Origin of the sequence: Ectobacillus sp. JY-23 (assembly GCF_023022965.1) — a bacterium.
Classification (GTDB): Bacteria; Bacillota; Bacilli; order Bacillales; family Bacillaceae_G; genus Ectobacillus.
In genome coordinates this window covers 2,995,303-3,017,913 of the sequence record NZ_CP095462.1, presented here as the reverse complement: position 1 = coordinate 3,017,913, position 22,611 = coordinate 2,995,303, and the positions used below count along the sequence as shown (strand labels likewise).

Annotated in this window: 14 protein-coding genes, 15 tRNA genes and 3 rRNA genes; 7 read left to right on the top strand and 25 right to left on the bottom strand. The window is 43.5% G+C overall.

Annotated elements, in window-relative coordinates; translation table 11 throughout:
* Window positions 1-286: 286 nt before the first annotated feature.
* Window positions 287-937 (bottom strand): DsbA family protein, encoded by a 651-nt coding sequence (locus MUG87_RS15325; RefSeq protein WP_247083289.1) that lies wholly within the window; start codon window positions 935-937, stop codon window positions 287-289.
* Window positions 938-1,121: 184 nt separating this feature from the next.
* Here MUG87_RS15325 and MUG87_RS15320 point away from each other — a divergent pair, with 184 nt between their 5' ends.
* On the top strand, window positions 1,122-1,241 hold the full coding sequence (locus MUG87_RS15320; RefSeq protein ID WP_247083288.1) for a DUF4023 family protein: 120 nt from the start codon (window positions 1,122-1,124) through the stop codon (window positions 1,239-1,241).
* A gap of 135 nt (window positions 1,242-1,376) precedes the next feature.
* A complete protein-coding gene (locus tag MUG87_RS15315; protein WP_124565919.1) occupies window positions 1,377-1,925 on the top strand; it encodes a DUF420 domain-containing protein in 549 nt (182 codons plus the stop codon).
* 406 nt (window positions 1,926-2,331) lie between these two features.
* Here the strand turns inward: MUG87_RS15315 and MUG87_RS15310 are convergent.
* From MUG87_RS15310 to MUG87_RS15225, 18 genes are all read right to left on the bottom strand, one after another.
* A tRNA-Leu gene (locus MUG87_RS15310) sits at window positions 2,332-2,412 on the bottom strand.
* Window position 2,413: 1 nt separating this feature from the next.
* Window positions 2,414-2,488 (bottom strand) — tRNA-Cys (locus MUG87_RS15305).
* Window positions 2,489-2,494: 6 nt separating this feature from the next.
* Window positions 2,495-2,569 (bottom strand) — tRNA-Gly (locus MUG87_RS15300).
* A gap of 3 nt (window positions 2,570-2,572) precedes the next feature.
* Window positions 2,573-2,647 (bottom strand) — tRNA-Gln (locus tag MUG87_RS15295).
* A 51-nt stretch (window positions 2,648-2,698) separates the two neighbouring features.
* Window positions 2,699-2,774 (bottom strand) — tRNA-His (locus MUG87_RS15290).
* A gap of 11 nt (window positions 2,775-2,785) precedes the next feature.
* Window positions 2,786-2,859 (bottom strand) — tRNA-Trp (locus tag MUG87_RS15285).
* 3 nt (window positions 2,860-2,862) lie between these two features.
* Window positions 2,863-2,947 (bottom strand) — tRNA-Tyr (locus MUG87_RS15280).
* Between the two features lie 4 nt (window positions 2,948-2,951).
* Window positions 2,952-3,027: transfer RNA gene (locus MUG87_RS15275), tRNA-Thr, on the bottom strand.
* Between the two features lie 30 nt (window positions 3,028-3,057).
* Window positions 3,058-3,130 (bottom strand) — tRNA-Phe (locus MUG87_RS15270).
* A gap of 4 nt (window positions 3,131-3,134) precedes the next feature.
* Window positions 3,135-3,210 (bottom strand) — tRNA-Asp (locus MUG87_RS15265).
* A 1-nt stretch (window position 3,211) separates the two neighbouring features.
* A tRNA-Met gene (locus MUG87_RS15260) sits at window positions 3,212-3,288 on the bottom strand.
* A 32-nt stretch (window positions 3,289-3,320) separates the two neighbouring features.
* Window positions 3,321-3,396, bottom strand: a tRNA-Val gene (locus MUG87_RS15255).
* 6 nt (window positions 3,397-3,402) lie between these two features.
* Window positions 3,403-3,477, bottom strand: a tRNA-Glu gene (locus MUG87_RS15250).
* Window positions 3,478-3,483: 6 nt separating this feature from the next.
* Window positions 3,484-3,574, bottom strand: a tRNA-Ser gene (locus tag MUG87_RS15245).
* Window positions 3,575-3,581: 7 nt separating this feature from the next.
* Window positions 3,582-3,656 (bottom strand) — tRNA-Asn (locus tag MUG87_RS15240).
* Between the two features lie 9 nt (window positions 3,657-3,665).
* Window positions 3,666-3,781, bottom strand: a 5S ribosomal RNA gene (gene rrf / locus MUG87_RS15235).
* Between the two features lie 202 nt (window positions 3,782-3,983).
* Window positions 3,984-6,901, bottom strand: a 23S ribosomal RNA gene (locus MUG87_RS15230).
* A gap of 144 nt (window positions 6,902-7,045) precedes the next feature.
* Window positions 7,046-8,581, bottom strand: a 16S ribosomal RNA gene (locus MUG87_RS15225).
* The 16S, 23S and 5S rRNA genes sit together here with 15 tRNA genes alongside, the layout of an rRNA operon.
* A gap of 418 nt (window positions 8,582-8,999) precedes the next feature.
* Here MUG87_RS15225 and MUG87_RS15220 point away from each other — a divergent pair.
* The gene (locus MUG87_RS15220) at window positions 9,000-9,356 is read left to right on the top strand and encodes a YgzB family protein (RefSeq protein WP_247083287.1); all 357 of its coding nucleotides are present in this window, start codon (window positions 9,000-9,002) and stop codon (window positions 9,354-9,356) included.
* 5 nt (window positions 9,357-9,361) lie between these two features.
* On the opposite strand, the gene perR is transcribed toward MUG87_RS15220, so the two are convergent.
* The 6 genes from perR to MUG87_RS15190 all read right to left on the bottom strand — a co-directional run bounded on the left by perR (window position 9,362) and on the right by MUG87_RS15190 (window position 13,803).
* Entirely contained in the window at window positions 9,362-9,802 is a 441-nt protein-coding gene (gene perR, locus MUG87_RS15215) for a peroxide-responsive transcriptional repressor PerR (protein WP_290429016.1), read from the bottom strand.
* 481 nt (window positions 9,803-10,283) lie between these two features.
* On the bottom strand, window positions 10,284-10,748 hold the full coding sequence (gene bcp, locus MUG87_RS15210; RefSeq protein WP_247083286.1) for a thioredoxin-dependent thiol peroxidase: 465 nt from the start codon (window positions 10,746-10,748) through the stop codon (window positions 10,284-10,286).
* Between the two features lie 11 nt (window positions 10,749-10,759).
* Window positions 10,760-11,167, bottom strand: a complete 408-nt coding sequence (locus MUG87_RS15205) for a potassium channel family protein (protein WP_247083285.1) — start codon at window positions 11,165-11,167, stop codon at window positions 10,760-10,762.
* Between the two features lie 47 nt (window positions 11,168-11,214).
* Window positions 11,215-12,000 carry an ABC transporter permease gene (locus tag MUG87_RS15200; RefSeq protein ID WP_247083284.1) on the bottom strand — a complete coding sequence of 262 codons (786 nt, stop codon included), beginning with the start codon at window positions 11,998-12,000 and terminating at the stop codon, window positions 11,215-11,217.
* A 5-nt stretch (window positions 12,001-12,005) separates the two neighbouring features.
* The gene (locus MUG87_RS15195; RefSeq protein ID WP_247083283.1) at window positions 12,006-12,797 is read right to left on the bottom strand and encodes an ABC transporter permease; all 792 of its coding nucleotides are present in this window, start codon (window positions 12,795-12,797) and stop codon (window positions 12,006-12,008) included.
* A complete protein-coding gene (locus MUG87_RS15190; RefSeq protein WP_247083282.1) occupies window positions 12,790-13,803 on the bottom strand; it encodes an ABC transporter ATP-binding protein in 1,014 nt (337 codons plus the stop codon). The genes MUG87_RS15195 and MUG87_RS15190 overlap by 8 nt, the downstream gene beginning before the upstream one ends.
* A 178-nt stretch (window positions 13,804-13,981) precedes the next feature.
* On the opposite strand from MUG87_RS15190, the gene MUG87_RS15185 reads away from it, so the two are divergent.
* From MUG87_RS15185 to MUG87_RS15170, 4 genes are all read left to right on the top strand, one after another.
* Window positions 13,982-15,292: a glutamate-1-semialdehyde 2,1-aminomutase gene (locus tag MUG87_RS15185; protein ID WP_247087717.1), complete on the top strand. Its 1,311-nt coding sequence runs from the start codon at window positions 13,982-13,984 to the stop codon at window positions 15,290-15,292.
* Window positions 15,293-15,620: 328 nt separating this feature from the next.
* Complete coding sequence (locus tag MUG87_RS15180; protein ID WP_247083281.1) at window positions 15,621-20,021, top strand: glutamate synthase-related protein; 4,401 nt, start codon at window positions 15,621-15,623, stop codon at window positions 20,019-20,021.
* 797 nt (window positions 20,022-20,818) lie between these two features.
* Window positions 20,819-21,064 carry a hypothetical protein gene (locus tag MUG87_RS15175; protein WP_247083280.1) on the top strand — a complete coding sequence of 82 codons (246 nt, stop codon included), beginning with the start codon at window positions 20,819-20,821 and terminating at the stop codon, window positions 21,062-21,064.
* Window positions 21,065-21,453: 389 nt separating this feature from the next.
* Complete coding sequence (locus MUG87_RS15170) at window positions 21,454-22,542, top strand: FUSC family protein (protein ID WP_247083279.1); 1,089 nt, start codon at window positions 21,454-21,456, stop codon at window positions 22,540-22,542.
* Window positions 22,543-22,611: the final 69 nt, after the last annotated feature.

Here is a 22,611-nt window from a genome sequence, read left to right as displayed (position 1 = left end):
TGTGCACGTTGCACGCGCAATTTGCGAAAGCGTTTGCATAAACTCTTTAAAAAACGAGACTGGTAATCAAGTAGACAGTCTCTTCATATAGCAATTAAAATAGCAATATTTTTCCTAATATCTATGCAAGCGTTTCCTTTTTCTATTCTCCCATGATTCTACAAATATTTCAATTAGAATTTTTAGAAAATACAATATAATTTAGTGCAGATCTTTTGAAATTCTTGTGAATCATTGATACTAGCCTCTAACATAGCGTGCATAAAAAAGTGACGGGATAGCCCCGTCACTTTTTCAACTCTTCTTCAATCGCTTTTTTAATGCTCATATAGTCTGGATTTACTAACTCGCCATTGACATATACGCTCGGCGCACCCTGTACTTTTAACTTTAACGCCAGATCTTTATCTTTGTTTACTTTTTCAATAATTTCCTTGCTTTGCATATCTTTATTAAATTGTTCAACATCAATATCAGACATTTTTTCTGTCACAAGCTGTTCAAGTAAGTCTTGCGTGATCCATACTTCTTCTGGCTTTTTTTGCGCTTGATACAACTCATGATAAAACGTCCAAAAAGCTTGAGGATTTTGCTTATACACAGCTTCTCCGGCACGTGCGCCCAGCATCGAATCCTCACCAATGAATGGGAAGTTAATAAAGTGGAACTGTACTTTCCCTGTGTCAACATATTCTTGCTTCAATTGCGGAAGTACGGTGTTATCCCATGTACGACATGCGGGGCATTTAAAATCACCAAACTCTACAACATGTATATTCGCTTCTTTATTACCAAGTGTTTGCTGATTTGTGTATTGAAAGGGATCTGCTTCCCCTTCCTTCTTCTTTTGATAAATACTATAAGCGATAGTACCACCCAAAATGAGAAAAGCAATGGAGAAAATAATTAATATAATGGACATGTTTTTAGACTTCATGCAATCTTCCTCTTTACGTATTTTATATATGTAGTATGGTCTCAAATCGAGCACATTACCCATGATAACAAGGTTTTGTTCATGAGTCTATTGTCCTGCACACATGACACAATATTGCCACAAGTATAACGTAACGACAAAAGGAAACAGTAATACAGAAGAACCAAAAAAGGAGAGACACATAATGGATAGTAAACAAAATTTCGTTGAAGCATTGCATACACAGCAAAAAAAGCAGGAAAAGAATAAGCGCTCTCAAGGAAAAGGGCATCCCGATAAAGTACTGCCGAATAACCAACACTAATATATAGAGACATGAAAGCATGGAGCAAGGTGTTCCATGCTTTTTCATCATAACTTGTTCAAACTTTTGACACACGTTTTTATTTGGAACATGTTAAAATAGAAAGGATAATATACTGCTCGAGGAGGCTTTGCAATGAACACACCAAACAATGAGACAAGCGGACGCAACTATACCGCATTTGTTGTTACGCTTTCTATTGTCGTTAATGCCATTATTTTGCTACTGTTCTTCGGACCTGTCGGATACGAAGGAGAAGTTAGTTTTGATACTTCTATTTTGCCCCGCATTAACGCTGTTTTAAATAGCTTTACGTTTATATTTTTAGTAGCAGCACTTTATTTTATTAAAAAGAAAAATATTACGTTGCATAAACGCTTTATTCTTGCTGCTTTTACCACTACATTGCTCTTTTGTGTATCATACTTAACGCATCAATACCTATCAGAGCCAACACACTTTGGTGGTGAAGGCTTTATTCGAACTGTATATTTCTTCATTTTAATTACACATAGTGTATTAGCTGCCATTATTGTTCCGCTTGCTCTATTCTCCTTAATTTGGGGATGGACAGGACAGCTTACAAAACATCGTAAAATTGTAAGATGGTCTATGCCGATTTGGTTATATGTAAGCTTTACAGGTGTTGTGGTGTACTTAATGATTTCTCCGTATTATGGGTAATAAAAAGCTGCCAGTACCTGGCAGCTTTTTTGTATGTAACATTCTTACTTATTATAAAATATGGCTTCATTAAAGTTTGCTGTTACCTCCCGCGAGACGTCAGGGGCCTCCTTAGTGCTATGTTCCTGCGGGATTTTCACAGGCTTTTTCCGCCGTCTAAATAAAAGGCTGTTTTCGCAAACTTTGTTGCTTTGTAACAAGTAGTGGGGAGTGGTTGATTTCCACTCCAGGTTGCTCGCTTTCCGCGGGGCGTGCGGTGAGCCTCTAACCCGCTGCTCCCGCAGGAGTCTCGCACCTTCCGCTCCAACCAACCTTAAACGAAGAAACCTATCTAAAAACAACAATCTTTTAGAAAAGAGCCAAATAAAAAGAGATGCTCTGATTAACAGAACATCTCTTTCTTGTATACCGGTGGCCGGGGTCGAACCGGCACTCCAGAGGAACACGATTTTGAGTCGTGCGCGTCTGCCAATTCCGCCACACCGGCATGGAGGCGGCAACCGGATTCGAACCGGTGGATAAAGGTTTTGCAGACCTTGGCCTTACCACTTGGCTATGCCGCCGTTATATGGAGCGGAAGACGGGATTCGAACCCGCGACCCCAACCTTGGCAAGGTTGTATTCTACCACTGAACTACTTCCGCATATGGCTGGGCTAGCTGGATTCGAACCAACGAATGACGGAGTCAAAGTCCGTTGCCTTACCGCTTGGCGATAGCCCAATATGTCATAAATGCATTATATCTCATTTATTCACTTTAGCGCAAATAAAATGGGGCGATCGATGGGAATCGAACCCACGAATGTCGGAGCCACAATCCGATGCGTTAACCACTTCGCCACGACCGCCATATTTTGTTTGGCAGGGGTAGTAGGAATCGAACCCACACCGGAGGTTTTGGAGACCTCTGTTCTACCTTTAAACTATACCCCTAAATGGTGGAGGGGGACGGATTCGAACCGCCGAACCCTGAGGGAGCGGATTTACAGTCCGCCGCGTTTAGCCACTTCGCTACCCCTCCACAATGGTGCCGGCTAGAGGACTTGAACCCCCAACCTACTGATTACAAGTCAGTTGCTCTGCCAATTGAGCTAAGCCGGCGTATGAAGAAAATCAATTTTTGTTTAAAAGTGGCTCGGGACGGAATCGAACCGCCGACACGAGGATTTTCAGTCCTCTGCTCTACCGACTGAGCTACCGAGCCAAAATGGCGGTCCCGACCGGGATCGAACCGGCGATCTCCTGCGTGACAGGCAGGCATGTTAACCGCTACACCACGGGACCTTGGTTGCGGGGACAGGATTTGAACCTGCGACCTTCGGGTTATGAGCCCGACGAGCTACCGGACTGCTCCACCCCGCGACGATAATAAATAACTTGACTTTTTATTTATATGGTGGAGGATGACGGGATCGAACCGCCGACCCCCTGCTTGTAAGGCAGGTGCTCTCCCAGCTGAGCTAATCCTCCACTATATGGTGACCCGTACGGGATTCGAACCCGTGTTACCGCCGTGAAAGGGCGGTGTCTTAACCACTTGACCAACGGGCCAGATTATGGCGGAGAGCGAGGGATTCGAACCCTCGATACGCTTATGACGTATACACGATTTCCAATCGTGCTCCTTCGGCCTCTCGGACAGCTCTCCATTTAAATGGCTCCGCAAGTAGGATTCGAACCTACGACCTATCGGTTAACAGCCGATTGCTCTACCGCTGAGCTATTGCGGAATAATGTAAGCCTGGCAACGTCCTACTCTCACAGGGACAAGGTCCCAACTACCATCGGCGCAAAAGAGCTTAACTTCCGTGTTCGGTATGGGAACGGGTGTGACCTCTTTGCCATCATTACCAGACTCTTATTATTATACTGACAGAAGAAAATCTGTCAAGAAGAAATATCATATTCCTTCAAAACTGGATAACATAGTGTATATTCATAATCTAGCTCCAGCTCGCAGCTCCATCCGGTCAAATAACCTTGTTCCGCCAACGTCTATCAACGTTTCTGTCACAAGAACATTTGCCCTGCGGAGCTAAACGCTCGCTTCTGCTTTTTTGGTTAAGCCCTCGATCGATTAGTATCAGTCAGCTCCACACGTCGCCGCGCTTCCACCTCTGACCTATCAACCTGATCATCTTTCAGGGATCTTACTAGCTTGACGCTATGGGAAATCTCATCTTGAGGGGGGCTTCATGCTTAGATGCTTTCAGCACTTATCCCGTCCGCACATAGCTACCCAGCGATGCCCTTGGCAGAACAACTGGTACACCAGCGGTGCGTCCATCCCGGTCCTCTCGTACTAAGGACAGCTCCTCTCAAATTTCCTGCGCCCGCGACGGATAGGGACCGAACTGTCTCACGACGTTCTGAACCCAGCTCGCGTACCGCTTTAATGGGCGAACAGCCCAACCCTTGGGACCGACTACAGCCCCAGGATGCGATGAGCCGACATCGAGGTGCCAAACCTCCCCGTCGATGTGGACTCTTGGGGGAGATAAGCCTGTTATCCCCGGGGTAGCTTTTATCCGTTGAGCGATGGCCCTTCCATGCGGAACCACCGGATCACTAAGCCCGACTTTCGTCCCTGCTCGACTTGTAGGTCTCGCAGTCAAGCTCCCTTATGCCTTTACACTCTTCGAATGATTTCCAACCATTCTGAGGGAACCTTTGGGCGCCTCCGTTACATTTTAGGAGGCGACCGCCCCAGTCAAACTGCCCACCTGACACTGTCTCCCGCCCCGATGTAGGGGCGCGGGTTAGAACTTCAATACAGCCAGGGTAGTATCCCACCGACGCCTCCACCGAAGCTGGCGCTCCGGGTTCATAGGCTCCTACCTATCCTGTACAAGCTGTACCAAAATTCAATATCAGGCTACAGTAAAGCTCCACGGGGTCTTTCCGTCCTGTCGCGGGTAACCTGCATCTTCACAGGTACTATAATTTCACCGAGTCTCTGGTTGAGACAGTGCCCAAATCGTTACACCTTTCGTGCGGGTCGGAACTTACCCGACAAGGAATTTCGCTACCTTAGGACCGTTATAGTTACGGCCGCCGTTTACTGGGGCTTCGGTTCAAAGCTTCGCTTGCGCTAACCTCTCCCCTTAACCTTCCAGCACCGGGCAGGTGTCAGCCCCTATACTTCGCCTTGCGGCTTCGCAGAGACCTGTGTTTTTGCTAAACAGTCGCTTGGGCCTTTTCACTGCGGCTCTCGCTAGAGAGCACCCCTTCTCCCGAAGTTACGGGGTCATTTTGCCGAGTTCCTTAACCAGAGTTCTCTCGCACACCTTAGGATTCTCTCCTCGCCTACCTGTGTCGGTTTGCGGTACAGGCACCTTTTACCTCGCTAGAAGCTTTTCTTGGCAGTGTGGAATCAGAGAGTTCGCCCATACGGGCTTCCCCATCACAGCTCAGCCTTACGATGAGCGGATTTGCCTACTCATCAGCCTAACTGCTTAGACGCACGCGACCAGCGGTGCGCATCTCCTATCCTCCTGCGTCCCTCCATTGCTCAAACGGTAAAGAGGTGGTACAGGAATATCAACCTGTTGTCCATCGCCTACGCCTGTCGGCCTCGGCTTAGGTCCTGACTAACCCTGAGCGGACGAGCCTTCCTCAGGAAACCTTAGGCATACGGTGGATGGGATTCTCACCCATCTTTCGCTACTCATACCGGCATTCTCACTTCTAAGCGCTCCACCAGTCCTTACGGTCTGACTTCACAGCCCTTAGAACGCTCCCCTACCACTGATACCTTTGGTATCAATCTGCAGCTTCGGTAGTATGTTTAGCCCCGGTACATTTTCGGCGCAGAGTCACTCGACTAGTGAGCTATTACGCACTCTTTAAATGGTGGCTGCTTCTAAGCCAACATCCTAGTTGTCTAAGCAACTCCACATCCTTTTCCACTTAACATACATTTTGGGACCTTAGCTGGCAGTCTGGGCTGTTTCCCTTTTGACCACGGATCTTATCACTCGTAGTCTGACTCCCAAGGAATAAGTCATTGGCATTCGGAGTTTGACTGAATTCGGTAACCCGAGGGGGGCCCCTAGTCCAATCATGCTCTACCTCCAAGACTCTCACACTTGAGGCTAGCCCTAAAGCTATTTCGGGGAGAACCAGCTATCTCCAGGTTCGATTGGAATTTCTCCGCTACCCACACCTCATCCCCGCACTTTTCAACGTGCGTGGGTTCGGGCCTCCATTCAGTGTTACCTGAACTTCACCCTGGACATGGGTAGATCACCTGGTTTCGGGTCTACGACCACGTACTATGTCGCCCTATTCAGACTCGCTTTCGCTGCGGCTCCGTCTTATCAACTTAACCTTGCACGGGATCGTAACTCGCCGGTTCATTCTACAAAAGGCACGCCATCACCCGTAAATGGGCTCTGACTACTTGTAGGCACACGGTTTCAGGATCTCTTTCACTCCCCTTCCGGGGTGCTTTTCACCTTTCCCTCACGGTACTGGTTCACTATCGGTCACTAGGGAGTATTTAGCCTTGGGAGATGGTCCTCCCGGATTCCGACGGAATTTCACGTGTTCCGCCGTACTCAGGATCCGCTCAAGAGGGAACGAAGTTTCAACTACAGGGTTGTTACCTTCTATGACAGGCCTTTCCAGACCGTTTCGTCTACCTCGTTCCTTTGTAACTCCGTATAGAGCGTCCTACAACCCCAAGAGGCAAGCCTCTTGGTTTGGGCTAATTCCGTTTCGCTCGCCGCTACTTGGGAAATCGCATTTGCTTTCTCTTCCTCCAGGTACTTAGATGTTTCAGTTCCCTGGGTCTGCCTTCCTTACCCTATGTATTCAGATAAGGATACCATTCCATTACGAATGGTGAGTTTCCTCATTCGGAGATCTCCGGATCATAGCTTACTTACAGCTCCCGAAGCATTTCGGTGTTAGTCCCGTCCTTCATCGGCTCCTAGTGCCAAGGCATCCACCGTGCGCCCTTTCTAACTTAACCATTAAAAAGTTTACACTTTTTGAATTACACTTGTATTGTTATCCAGTTTTCAAGGTACATGTTTGAGAGATAGTTCTCTCAAAACTGAACGAAGTTGTCAAAACGTATTCATACAATGAACAGCGTTCATTGATGTCTCCATAGAAAGGAGGTGATCCAGCCGCACCTTCCGATACGGCTACCTTGTTACGACTTCACCCCAATCATCTGTCCCACCTTAGGCGGCTGGCTCCTTACGGTTACCCCACCGACTTCGGGTGTTACAAACTCTCGTGGTGTGACGGGCGGTGTGTACAAGGCCCGGGAACGTATTCACCGCGGCATGCTGATCCGCGATTACTAGCGATTCCGGCTTCATGCAGGCGAGTTGCAGCCTGCAATCCGAACTGAGAACAATTTTATGGGATTCGCTCCACCTCGCGGTCTCGCAACCCTTTGTATTGTCCATTGTAGCACGTGTGTAGCCCAGGTCATAAGGGGCATGATGATTTGACGTCATCCCCACCTTCCTCCGGTTTGTCACCGGCAGTCACCTTAGAGTGCCCAACTGAATGCTGGCAACTAAGATCAAGGGTTGCGCTCGTTGCGGGACTTAACCCAACATCTCACGACACGAGCTGACGACAACCATGCACCACCTGTCACTCTGTCCCCGAAGGGAAAGCCCTATCTCTAGGGTTGTCAGAGGATGTCAAGACCTGGTAAGGTTCTTCGCGTTGCTTCGAATTAAACCACATGCTCCACCGCTTGTGCGGGCCCCCGTCAATTCCTTTGAGTTTCAGCCTTGCGGCCGTACTCCCCAGGCGGAGTGCTTAATGCGTTAACTTCAGCACTAAAGGGCGGAAACCCTCTAACACTTAGCACTCATCGTTTACGGCGTGGACTACCAGGGTATCTAATCCTGTTTGCTCCCCACGCTTTCGCGCCTCAGCGTCAGTTACAGACCAAAGAGCCGCCTTCGCCACTGGTGTTCCTCCACATCTCTACGCATTTCACCGCTACACGTGGAATTCCGCTCTTCTCTTCTGCACTCAAGTCTCCCAGTTTCCAATGACCCTCCACGGTTGAGCCGTGGGCTTTCACATCAGACTTAAAAGACCGCCTGCGCGCGCTTTACGCCCAATAATTCCGGATAACGCTCGCCACCTACGTATTACCGCGGCTGCTGGCACGTAGTTAGCCGTGGCTTTCTAATCAGGTACCGTCAAGGTACGAGCAGTTACTCTCGTACTTGTTCTTCCCTGACAACAGAGTTTTACGACCCGAAAGCCTTCATCACTCACGCGGCGTTGCTCGGTCAGGCTTTCGCCCATTGCCGAAGATTCCCTACTGCTGCCTCCCGTAGGAGTCTGGGCCGTGTCTCAGTCCCAGTGTGGCCGATCACCCTCTCAGGTCGGCTACGCATCGTCGCCTTGGTGAGCCGTTACCTCACCAACTAGCTAATGCGACGCGGGTCCATCTGTAAGTGATAGCCGAAACCATCTTTCCATTTTGAACCATGCGGTTCAAAAAATTATCCGGTATTAGCTTCGGTTTCCCGAAGTTATCCCAGTCTTACAGGCAGGTTACCCACGTGTTACTCACCCGTCCGCCGCTAACCTCCGAAGAGGTCCGCTCGACTTGCATGTATTAGGCACGCCGCCAGCGTTCATCCTGAGCCAGGATCAAACTCTCCATAAAAGTGTTTGTCTAGCTAAAATAAATGTTGACGTTTTGTACTTCGTTCAGTTTTCAAAGAACTAACTTGCCGCTCATAAGCGACTTTCTCATGTTAACATTTCTTACTTTCGATGTCAACATGTTTTTTCATTTCCGTGTCGTTCGCACCGTTGTGCATCAGCGACGTTTATTAATATAACATTACTACTATCTAAGGTCAATAACTTTTCTTAAAAAATATTAGACTTTCTTTTGCTTATGTTGTGTTAAAGCCTTGCTTTAATAATCAGGACTTATTGATTAGAGTGGAAGGAGAGGTTTTTGCGGGGGAAATGAATCTAGAGAAGAACCTACAGGTATTATATCTCAAAAAACTGCGTGTACTTATATATATAGCAGTCCGCAGTATGCTATATTTATGTGTAGGAGGAGGATGGAGATGGGTTCAAAATATTCTAGTAAAATAAATAAAATTCGTACATTTGCGCTAAGTCTTGTTTTTGCTGGTTTGTTTATTTCTTATCTTGGTGTATTTTTCAGAAAATCACCCTTGATTATGTCCTTATTTATTATCGTGGGATTTCTGGCAGTTATCGCAAGTACCGTCGTATATTTCTGGATTGGTATGCTTTCCACCAAAACGATACAGGTTGTTTGCCCAGAATGCGAGCGAACAACAAAAATGCTTGGGCGAGTAGACGCCTGCATGTATTGTAAACAGCCGCTTACTTTAGATCGAGATTTAGAAGGTAAAGAGTTTGATGAAAAGTATAACCGTAAACAAAAAAGAGGCTGATTAGTTCAGCCTCTTTTCTCTGCACAATCCGGACAAACGCCGTACAATTCTAAACGATGATTTTTAATAAGAAACCCTGTTTGCTCAGCCGCTTTCGCTTCTATCTCATCAAGACCTTGGTAAGGGAAATCCACAATTTTACCACAATCCTCACAAATAACATGATAATGATGGCCTGTAACATAGTCGAAACGACTGGAAGCGTCTCCGTATGTTAACTCTTTTACAATACCGACTTCTTTAAATACACGCAAGTTATTATATACCGTAGCTACGCTCATATTTGGAAATTTACCTTCAAGCGCCTTATAAATCTCATCTGCTGTAGGGTGCGACATGGAGGCAACTAAATACTCCAGAACCGCATGGCGCTGCGGAGTAATGCGCACCCCGGTACTCTTTAACACTTCTAACGCTTCTTTCAGCTCTTCCTTTACCAACACCATGCACCTCACTTTTAATACATTATATGATTCTTAATACGGATTTCATATATAAATACAGGTAACTTTTATCATATAAGATTAGTCGTAAAACGAAAGCATAAAAACTAGTCGCTAAGTGTGTGTGACTTGATACAGCATACACTCTTAAGTAACGACTGCACCTGTACATTATCCATTCTTTCAACAAATATCATTTTTTCTATTTGTATACTATAATGTACTTTTTCTCGCCTTTATATAAACAAATTATTACTTTATAATTTTTATAAATAGTGTACAGCGCCAGTGGCTTTCCTGTCAATACAGAAGGCACTTCAGCTCCTATTCGTACGAACTAGAAATTACAGCACAAAAAAAGTGCGGGAAGATTCCCGCACACCATCTATCATCAGAGGAGGTATGCCCTATACTTCAACATATGACAGAACTGTCGAAAGGTTATAGACGAACGCCCTTTTATTATAAATCCTCATGTAAAAATCTATTGCAGCTTCTTTACAGCTTCCATGACGTCATCTACATGCCCTTTTACTTTAACCCTTCGCCATTCATGAACCAATTCACCTCGTGCATTGATTAAAAATGTTGATCGCTCAATTCCCATGTATTCTTTTCCAAAGTTCTTCTTCAGCTTCCATACATCATATAATCGAGCTACTTGTTGCTCCTCATCAGACAACAAGATAAACGATAAATCGTACTTGGCAATAAACTTTGCATGACGCTCCGGTGCATCTGGACTTACACCAATAATAACCGTATTATTTGCTTCAAACACATCGTATTGGTCTCTAAAATCACAAGCCTGTGTTGTACATCCTGGTGTCATATCTTTTGGATAGAAATACAACACAACATTCTTACCAATAAAATGAGACAAACTCACTAACTCTCCGTTTACTGATGGTAACGTAAAATCCGGAGCCTTTTTACCCTGTTCAACCACTTCAGACACTCCTATCTTTTTTCATGTTCTATTACAGTATGTACCAGGAAAGCGGCCGGCATGGTGTAACCGACCAATGCCTCCACAATCGCAAGCCACCTTCCAATTCCTATTGGTGTGATATCTCCGTAGCCCACTGACAAAAGTGTAATTGCACTGAAGTACATGCATACCTCAATCATTTCAAAGGAATGCACATCTAAGCTTCTGCCATCTTCCTCTAATACAGGAAGACCCATCTCTTCTAATACAAGATAGCCTATTCCAAATGCAATCAAAACAGTTGTGTAAATAGAGCATAATAATAATAAATTGTTAACGGAGAAAAAACGTCCTGATTGACGTGTTGTCATAAATAACACTCGCATACTTTTAACAAAAGCATATGCAGCAATTAAAAAGAAACCTAACCATACCATGTCCACCCACCTCAATACCAATGTATGAACATGCCAATGGAATTATTTCAGTTCCCTGCTCCTCTGTACCTTTTCACACCCTGGTTCCAAATCAACACAGCCATGGTAAAAAACACGAAGCCCATAATTGGTGTTAAAAAAGCATACATGTACCATTCACTTTTACCTAAAAAATACGAAGCCGGATATACACCTACAAAGGCAAATGGTAAAATCCATGTCAATAAAAAACGAATTACACGATTATAAATATTGATAGGATATCTGCCATAGTTACCGATATTGTACATAAGCGGCATGATAGAGCTTTTGGAATCTGACCAAAATCCGATGCTCGCAAGTGAAACAAAAATACCTCCATACACAAGGGCCCCACCCATTACCATAATAATGAATAAAAATATATCGTACCAATGAAACGATAGGTTTAATCCGGAGCCAGCATATATCATAATTATAATACCTGTAATTGCTCCTGATAAAGATTCCAAGTCCATTCTTTCTAATATCACTTGAAATAAGCTATGAATAGGCCTCGTTAAAATCCGATCCATCTCGCCTTTAATAATGTAACGATCATTAAAGTCCCAGATATTAAAGAACGTTGAAAAAATGGCAAACGGTACGAGGAAAAAGCCATACATAAAAATCACTTCCTCTCGCCCCCATCCTTGTAGCGTCTGTGTATGACCAAAAACAACTAATATAAAGACCAAATTTACTGCTTGCATAAGCAAATCGGACAACAACCCTACGATTAAGTCTCCGCGGTACTGCAGCTTTGTTTTCATGTACTGTCCTGCATATTGAAAAAACAAACGAAAATATAACATCTACATCAACCTCCCTGTACAATGAGGCGTTTTCTTGCCATATGCCACATCACGACAATTGGAAGCAACAATACAATCGCCCAAACCGCTTGAAAGAAAATAGCGTTCCAAATTGCACTTCCTCTTATCCCCTCTGAGAAAATCATACTCGGAATATAACTGATAGCTTGAAACGGGAAAAACTTCATTACATCTTGTGCCCATAGCGGATAGAAGCTAATTGGAAGCAATAGGCCTGAAAACAGATCAATCAATACACGCTTGGCATACATGAATCCATCGTTGTTAAATAGGAAGAATGTCATCATGCCAGTAATTAGATTGATTTGTGTATTAATAATAAAACTAAACATAAGCGATACAAGGAAAAATAACCATGTGTCTACCTTTGTTGTTACTGTAAGCGAAAACAAGAGCGCCACAATCACCATACCGGGTATGGAAAAGAATGCAAAGCGAAATATTCCTTCTCCCAAACCTTGCATGACCTTCATCCCTAAGTAATTGTAGGGACGAATAAGCTCAACCGCAACGCGCCCTTCTCTAATTTCAGTCGCAATTTCTCGATCAATATTATTAAAATAAAAGGCCCGTGCCATCCATGCAACCGCCACATAAGATGTCATTTGTGCAACTGAAAGACCTTGAATACTTTCTTTTTCACCATAAATAGCAGTCCACAAAAAGTAGTACGCCCCAATATTAATTGTGTAAATAAGTATTCCGCTGTAATAGTTGGTTCGGTAGGCTAACATCATTAAAAAACGAATTCGAATCATTTCTATATATTTAGCCATGACGAACCCCCTTTTCATAGATATTACGGATGATTTCCTCTGTAGAAACTTCATTGATTTTCACATCTTTAATACGATGGGATTGGACAACTTTCGCAATCAGTGTCGAAATGATAATTTCTTCATTGGGAATTTTGGCTGTCCATACGTTTTGACCGCTCCCTTGCAGCCAACTTACACCGTTATCCGGCATCAGCATCCCAAGCTCCATCTGTGAAACTGGGTTAGAAAATTGAAAGCTGATTTCTTTTTCATCGCCCCACTGTGAGCGTAAACGCTCCAGCAAGCCATCGTAAATAATTTTACCTTCATCAAGCATCACCACACGCTCACATAATGCCTCAATATCTGAAATATCATGGGTTGTTAGCAAGATAGTTGTCTTATATTTCTCATTAATCTCTTTTAAAAACTCACGAATTTTCAGCTTGACCAATACATCTAGTCCAATTGTTGGTTCATCTAAAAACAAAAGCGGCGGATTATGAATCAGGGCAGCTGCCAATTCACAGCGCATACGTTGTCCTAGAGAAAGCTTACGAACCGGTTTATCTAGCAATGGTCCAATATCCAAAGCATCTATGACATGCCCCATATGCTCATTATATTGTTCGTCTGAAATACCATATACTTTTTTCAACAGACGAAATGATTCCTGTACTGCAATATCCCACCATAGTTGTGAGCGTTGTCCGAATACAACACCGATGCTCCGCACAAACTTTTCCCGATCTTTATGCGGATTCATGCCGTTGACTATGATCTCACCTGCTGTAGGTGTTAATATCCCTGTTAGCATTTTAATTGTTGTGGATTTGCCAGCTCCATTTTCTCCAATATAGCCTATCATCTCACCTTGCTTAACTTGGAAAGAAATATCGTTTACTGCCGGAACGATTTTATAATTACGCGTGAATAAATCACGAAAAGCTCCTTTTAATCCCGACCTGCTGGAATAGGACACAAACTCTTTTCGTAAATTCTTAACCTCAATCATGTTGTCCATGGTGCGCCCCCTTTTTTATATAACAACGAATAGTTTACCCAACCGCTTCTTTCATCACAAATAATATGGCTTGCTTTTCGAAAAATCGTGTTACAATGAAGAGATGCGTCATATTTGTAAACGACAGGTCTTTTTCTCCAGTAAATATACCTAGACGCAATAGACAATTAAGGAGCGGATTATCTTGAACTTCACAAAATCAGAACAATTACATAAAGAAGCGCTTGCTCACATTGTAGGTGGCGTAAACAGTCCTTCCCGTTCCTATAAAGCTGTAGGCGGGGGCTCCCCTGTAGCAATGGAACGCGGGAAAGGAGCTTATTTTTGGGATGTGGACGGCAATAAATATATTGATTATTTAGCTGCGTATGGTCCTATTATTACAGGTCACGCACACCCACATATCACCAAAGCCATCGCTGAAGCCGCTGAAAAAGGGGTATTATACGGTACACCGACTGCTTTAGAGGTGAAATTTGCAAAAATGTTAAAAAAAGCGATACCAGCAATGGATAAAGTTCGTTTCGTAAACTCCGGAACAGAAGCGGTTATGACAACTATTCGCGTTGCACGTGCATACACTGGCAGAACAAAAATTATGAAATTCGCAGGTTGTTATCACGGTCATTCTGATTTAGTACTTGTTGCAGCTGGATCTGGCCCGTCTACTCTTGGTACACCGGACTCAGCAGGTGTTCCCCAAAGCATTGCACAGGAAGTTATCACTGTACCCTTCAATGATGTAGAGGCATTTGATATAGCCCTTCAAAAATGGGGACATGAGGTTGCAGCTGTTCTTGTTGAGCCGATTGTAGGGAACTTTGGCATCGTAGAGCCAAAGGAAGGGTTTTTAGAGAAAGTGAATGAGTTAACACACAAGGCGGGTGCTTTGGTCATTTATGATGAAGTAATTACCGCGTTTCGTTTTATGTACGGCGGTGCTCAAAACCTACTGGGCGTCACACCTGATCTCACTGCATTGGGTAAAATCATTGGCGGCGGTCTTCCAATTGGGGCGTATGGCGGCAAGCAAGAAATTATGGAGCAAGTCGCTCCGCTAGGACCTGCTTATCAGGCTGGTACTATGGCTGGTAACCCTGCGTCCATGGCAGCGGGAATTGCGTGTTTGGAAGTTTTACAGCAGCCTGGTATATACGAAAAACTGGATGAGCTTGGTGAGATGCTAGAACAAGGAATTTTAGAGCAAGCTAGCTTGCATCACATTCCAATTACAGTAAATCGCTTGAAGGGTGCTCTCACTGTCTTCTTTACGGATAAAACGATTACCAATTATGAAGAAGCACAACAGACAGACGGAGAACTATTCGGAAAATTCTTCAGGCTTATGCTACAGCAGGGCGTAAATCTCGCACCTTCTAAATATGAAGCTTGGTTTTTAACAACAGAACATTCTAAAGAGGACATAGAAGCTACAATTCGTGCTGTAGGTCACGCTTTTGAAGCTCTTTCAAAAGAACTGGTGCAGTGATAAAAGAGGGGAATCCCCTCTTTTTCTTTTTTACTATTTCATAAAACCATCATCAATGGTATAATTATTCAAAATATTGACTTATTTATTATCTTTTACATATACACTTTTTACATGTATGAGATAAACTCCGATGATGTAGTTTTTTTATAGCCTTCCTTTTTTGCTTATTAAAGCGCAAACAAGTAGCTTTACAGGCTATTTTAAACCAAACGATGACTGCCTTTTCCAAATTGTTAGTTTCTAAAGGTATACAAACGCCTTTAATTTTCTTATAATTATGAAAAATTTAATTTTGAAAATATTCATCATGGAGGTGGACAGCCTTATGGCTACAATGAACAAATGGACACCCGCTTTATTTCGCGATTTTAAAAATGAAGAACACGATGCCTGTGGTATCGTTTCCGTTATGGAGAAAAAGAAGCAGCCAACTAAACGAAATATCGATCTTTGTATTGAGTCATTAGTGAAGATGAATCATCGCGCCGGCTTTATTAACGGCGAAGGAGACGGGATCGGTATCCATATTGATCTCCCTGTTGCACTTTGGAAAGAAAAATTGAGTCATAACGGAATTAGTCCATCTCTAACAGACCGTCCTGATTTTATTGTAGGACACTTTTTTTTAGAGCAGACCAGCAATCCAGTTGTGATACAAGAAGAAATGCGAGAAGCGTTCTCCAAGTTCGGGTTAACATTGATATTTGAAGCACAAGACGTAGTGCATTCCGAAGCTCTAGGTCCCCTTGGCAAAGCTGAGGAACCTGTATTTTGGCAAACAGCTTTTACAAGTACTTCTTTACAGGATATAGATAGAAAACTGTTTGACCTTACTATCGCACTAGAACAAAATCCAGCTGTTCATGTTGCTTCTTTAAGTGCGGATTATGTTGTATATAAAGTGATGGGAGCCGGGGATACGCTTGTCAATTATTATAAGGACTTAACAAACCCACTCATCGCATCTACTATGACTTTAGGCCATAATCGCTATTCCACTAATACATTATCGAATTTTTTTCGTGTGCAACCATTTAGCGTACTTGGTCATAATGGGGAAATTAATACAATCGCTAAACTACGCGATCAGGCGGAAATGGCCGGTGTTCCTCTCACACTTGGGGGAAGTGATTCTCAAGACTTAAATCGCACAATTGATACACTTTTATCACGTCATGAGTATAGTTTATTCGAAGCAATGGATATTTTATTTCCGCCAATTATAAATGAAATTCGTTTATATAAACCACACCTGCAGGATTTATATACGTATATTCGCGAAGCTTGGGGACATTTCGCCCAAGGTCCGGCTGGGATTATCTCGAGATATAAAGATGAAGCTGTATTTAGTGTTGACGCTCTTGGTCTGCGCCCGCTTTGGAAGGTGGAAACAAATACTTCTTATGTGTTTGCCTCAGAGCCTGGTGTTGTAGCACCAAGTGATTATGTAGCAGAACCAAAAGCCCTTGCGCCTGGTGAAAAGCTAGGGCTGAAATGGCATGAAGATACCATGGTTGTTTATGAATATGAAGAATTTCAAGAAGAGGTTTACAAACGCTTCAGTAAAAAGCAAACTGTGGAAAATTTCCGCTCTCATCTTAACGTACCTCAAATTGAAATCATATCCGAAATGAAGTCTACTGTACAAATAGAAGAGAGACAATATGCAGCGTTTGGTTGGGACAGAGAGCATATTCAACTTCTAGAGCAAATGGCAGAAAAAGGTGCGGAGCCAATTCGTTCTCTTGGTCATGATGCGCCTTTAGCAGCTTTGGATGAAGGGCGACGCAATGTAGCGGACTTTCTAAAAGAAAGTGTGGCTGTTGTGACAAATCCAGCCATTGACCGCGACCGTGAAATCGAGCATTTCTCGACTCGAACAGTATTGGGAAAACGCCCCGCCTTGTTTGGATTACAGGAGAAAGCAAAAGTTCTCGAGCTGCCTTCCCCACTTTTATTAGAAGGAACAGTAGGGTTACAGGCTGCAAAAGCTGTCGGCTCACTCACACTAGAACAACTTCACAATATATTTGCAGGTAGCACCTATACGTTACAAGCTGTATATAAAAATAGTGAAACATTAGCTGAAGCTTTGGAACGTTTATGCGATGAAGCAATTCGTGCCGTACGTCAAGGTTCTTCTCTTCTTGTTGTAGATGATGCACTTGCTCATCAACACGACAACTTATGGATTGATCCGCACGTCATTGTAGGTCGTCTGCAGCAGGTACTTGTTTCGGCCCAATTACGCCGTGATTGCTCTATTGTCCTACGCTCTGGTGCTATTCGCTCTCTTCATGATCTTGTGACAGTGTATGGACTGGGTGCAGATGCCATTAGTCCATATCTCGCATTTGCCACTGTCGGAGATGAGGATACAAAACCGTTCATCAACCTATACAATGCGCTCAATAAAGGATTGGAAAAAGTGATTTCTACTATTGGTATTCATGAACTGCGCGGCTATGGCAGACTGTTCTCCGCCATCGGCTTGCATGAAGAGGTTGCACAGGCACTTAATATTGTAAACTTCCTTGGTTCTGACAGTTTATACGGTTTCGCCGCAATGAAGGAAGACGCTATGAAGCGGGCCGAAGATTTTCATACGGCCAACGTGAAAACGCGCAAAACATTTCATATTTTCCCGCGCGTATGGAAAGCCATTGGAGACGTTGCAAAGGGCAATGCCTATGATGATTATCGTGAAAAACTAGAAGAGCTTGAAAAGAAGACGCCAGTGGCAATTCGCCATTTAACTGAATTTATAATCGCCGAGACACCTGTACCAACAGAACTGGTAAGTATACAGACTGGCAGGCATGCTCTTCCGTTTATTATCAGTTCCATGTCGTTTGGTTCCCAAAATGAAACAGCTTTCCGTGCTTATGCAGAAGCAGCAGATCGTCTCAATATGATTAGCTTGAACGGAGAAGGCGGCGAAATTAAAGATATGATTGGGAAGTATCCGAACACACGCGGCCAGCAAGTTGCTTCCGGGCGCTTCGGTGTAACAGCGGAGCTCTTAAACTCTTCTAATTTAATCGAAATTAAGATTGGTCAGGGCGCAAAGCCTGGAGAAGGTGGACATTTACCAGGTTCTAAAGTAACCGCTAAGATTGCCGAAGCAAGAAATGCTACAATCGGCTCGGATTTAATCTCCCCGTCCAACAATCATGATATTTATTCTATCGAAGATTTGGCACAGATGATTGCTGAAATCAAAACAGCTAACAATGCTGCAAAAGTTGCTGTAAAAGTACCGGTTGTGCCGAATATCGGGACAATTGCTGTTGGCATTGCTAAAGCAGGTGCGGATTTCATTAATATCAGCGGCTTTGATGGTGGTACTGGGGCAGCTCGTATCCATGCCCTGCAGCACGTGGGATTACCTGTTGAAATTGGTGTAAAAGCTGCTCATAATGCTCTTTTAGAAGCCGGTATGCGCCATCAAGTTGAAATCTGGGGTGATGGTGGAATTCGCAGTGTAGCAGATGCATTAAAGATTATGCTATTAGGCGCAAACCGCATTGGTTTCGGTACATTATCCATGGTGGCAATTGGCTGTACAACATGCCGTGGATGTCATCTTGATACCTGTCACGTCGGAATCGCAACGCAAATCGAATCTGAAGCGCAGGCGAAGGAACACGGACTTCGTCGCTTCGTACCGCGTGAATTTGATGCGGCGGTGCAAAATTTAATGAATTTGTTCACAACCTTTGGTATAGAGCTACAAAGACTTACAGGACAACTCGGCTTTCGCAATGTCCAAGACCTTGTAGGACGCTCTGACCTGCTACAACAAGTACGAGGTGCTAACGCTCTGGATTTAAGTCATCTGCTAGCTGTACAAGAAGCTACAGGGGAATCACCAACTGTCAAAGCGTGTGACACAAGCAATTTTGTCCCAGTCTCAAAAGAGCTTGTTGCTGTTGGAGTAGAACAGCGTGTGTTAGGTGGATTGGAGTCTTGCTATCGCGTACGTGCTAAGCTGGCAGGCGAAAAGCTCGAACCGATTTCACTGAAAATTGACGGTATTCCAGGGAACGGCCTTGGTGCTTATAACAGTCATAATATTGCCATCCATGTGAATGGCGGGGCACAAGACGGTGTTGGTAAAACATCTCTTGGTGGTGACATTTACGTCTTAAAAGGAAAAGGAAAAGATGGTCGCTTCTATAACGGTTCTGTTGGTAAAGGTTTCGGCTATGGAGCACAAAAAGGCGCTTTATACGTCCAAGGTAACGCAGATGCGCGTGCCGGCATTCGTTTATCTGGTGCTGATATGATTATTGGCGGACGCATTACACGTCCCATTCCAAAACAAGAATATGGCAACATCGGAGGACGCGCTAACATTAAAGGCTTCGCATTTGAGTATATGACAAATGGACGCGGTCTTGTGCTTGGCGATCCCGGTCCATGGATGTGTGCAGGTATGACAGGTGGAGTGATCTACGTAAGACATCAACCGGAAATGGGACTCACTAAAGAAGCCCTCACTCGTCGCATCGCAAAAGGGGCTAATGTAACTTTACAACCTGTTAGCAACACAGGTGTCGCCGACATTACAGAGCTTCTCCTGCATTATGCACATGTACTTCGCCTCAGCAACCAAGAAGACGAGGCACAATACGTCACTGATTTACTATTAGATATCAGCGGAAACTTCCTAGAAGTCATCCCAACAAAAGAACAAGCAGACCCAGCAGTCTCTACGGAGTAAGAAGAAAAGCGAAAGCGGCTCGGTCAGCTCCACAGGGCTGAAGTTCTCATGACAAATAGTAATACATCATATCAAAAAGACTTTGCGATTTCCGCAAAGTCTTTTTCCCAATCATATTAACTAAGCTACATACTTACGGCTAAACCACATATTCTTCTTCAGCACCAACCGTACTCACCTTGTCCCTCTCTTCAAAAATGATGGCTTTTTTCCTTACTGGATAGGTTACACTTAATTGGACAGAATTCATATAAATTCAATTCATAAATGCATAAAAAAAGGTCTCTCACAACAGAGGCCTTTGGTATGTATTTTAAAATTCAGTTCGCAAAGGGTACACATCTTATTGCTGATGTGGTCCGGACTATCTTCTTGCTAATGAACAATTCGCCGGCGATTTCGTCACCTTGTCTTGCACAAGCAACTCTAACACGTGTGACTAGTTGTGCATGAATCCTGACAGTTTTTCTTGCGGGACACCTAAACTCAAATCTTCACTCTCTTGTGGTCCGCAACGCGCTCTTGCGGGACACCTACACTCAAATCTCCGCTCTCTTGTGGTCCGCAACGCGCTCTTGCGGGACACCTACACTCAAATCTCCGCTCTCTTGTGGTCCGCAACCCTAACGTTATACCCGTATTAAAAATAAAACGCATATTTGCTCAAAGGTTGCAAAGTCAGCTTCCTATCTAAGGCATTCCGGCTAAATTTCTTTGCGTTTATGCTATCTTTAACCTAGAAATCATCAGTTAGAGCGCAGGTGCACCAAAGGACGCAGAGTTGGTTTATAAGGCGTTTGTTTGCATCTATTCAAAAGGGCTTGCGCTACATTCAAATGTCTCATACAGATTGTGGCAATAAACTCATGGATGAAGTGCTAGAAACGTTTCAAATTTGGCGTTCTCTGAGCATGAAGAGCTGTCCATACGACAATGCGGTAGCTGAAGCTACCTTCAAAATCACCAAAACCGATTTTATCAAAGGCCAACGTTTTAAAAGCTTAACAGACTTGGAGAGAGAGTTACGAGATGATGTTCATTAGTTTGATCATATCAGAATGGATGGAACATTAGACTATACGAGCTTGATGGAGTACAAGAGGAAGCCCCTTAATAAAACTGTCTAGTTTGGTGTTGCCAATCCTTACATCTATATACAAATTACTTTTCTAATATAACAGAAGAATGCAAGCGCAAGACATACTTACTACATGCTCATGGTCTGGCCAAGCGCGTGCTCTTCTTAAGCACTGACCGCACCCATACTCTGCGCGTTCTTCTCTACCATATCAAAATATATGGTTTTGGTTTTTAATTTTCACTTTTTATTCCACATTTCGTCATAAAAAACCTCTTGCTAACTATATATAATCCATGTATAGTATCATACTGTGAATCCACTATGTGATTAAGAAAGGACTTATATTTTGTTATGAAACTTGGTGCTCGGATTTTAAAAACGGGTATTGCTATTACTTTGGCTTTATATGCATCTATGCTACTAAAGCTTCCTTCACCGGTATTCGCCGGCATCTCGGCTGTATTCGCTATTCAGCCATCTTTATACCGTTCCTACTTGACAGTGCTTGAGCAATTACAAGCGAATGTGATTGGAGCCGTATTTTCTATCGCTTTTGTATTATTGTTTGGAAATAATCCATTTATCATCGGTTTAACTGCTGTGTTAGTCATTATGCTGGCAAAGCAGCTTCGCATGGAAAATACCATTGCCGTTGCACTCGTCACCGTAATTGCGATTATGGAGTATCATGGACCAAACTTTCTGAACTTTTCTTTACTTCGCTTTGTGACAATTATGGTCGGCGTTTTGGCTGCCTTTCTTGTCAATTTGGTCTTTATGCCGCCTAAATATGAAACAAAACTGTATTATAAAATAACAAACAATACGGAAGAAATTTTAAAGTGGATTCGCATGAATATCCGACAAGCTTCAGATTTCGTTACTTTGAAAACTGATATTGATCGGATGAAAGAAAAAATGATAAAAATGAACCATTTCTATCTTCTATATAAGGAAGAGCGCCGTTATACAAAAAAAGCTCGCTACGCACAATCACGCAAGCTGGTTCTGTTCCGTCAAATGCTGACAACAACGACGCGCGCCTTAGATACATTAAAACATTTGCATCGCTTAGAGAATGAAGTTCTTCACATGCCCTCTCAAGTACGAGATTTGATTCAAACCGAACTCGATTGTCTTGTGAACTACCATGAGCAGGTTATGTTAAAATTTATAGGCAAAACAAAGACGCATCAACCCCTTGATATGCTAGAAGCAGTTTGCACAAGAAGAAACGAACTTCTTCATTCCTTTATGGCATGTCAGCATCCTGAAAATGAAGATGAATATAAAACGTGGCTCCATTTGTTTCCACTCATCTCTTCTATTATCGAATATGGTGAACAAGTCGAGCATCTTGATCGATTAATTGGTAGCTTTTACACCTACCATAATCCCGAAAGTGAATTAAATATAGAAGAACAACGTGAAGATGAATAAGCAAAGCGATGATCGCCGTTCTTCTCTCATAAAACAGAATGTTAGTGTTTCTACGATGTAAAAAAACCT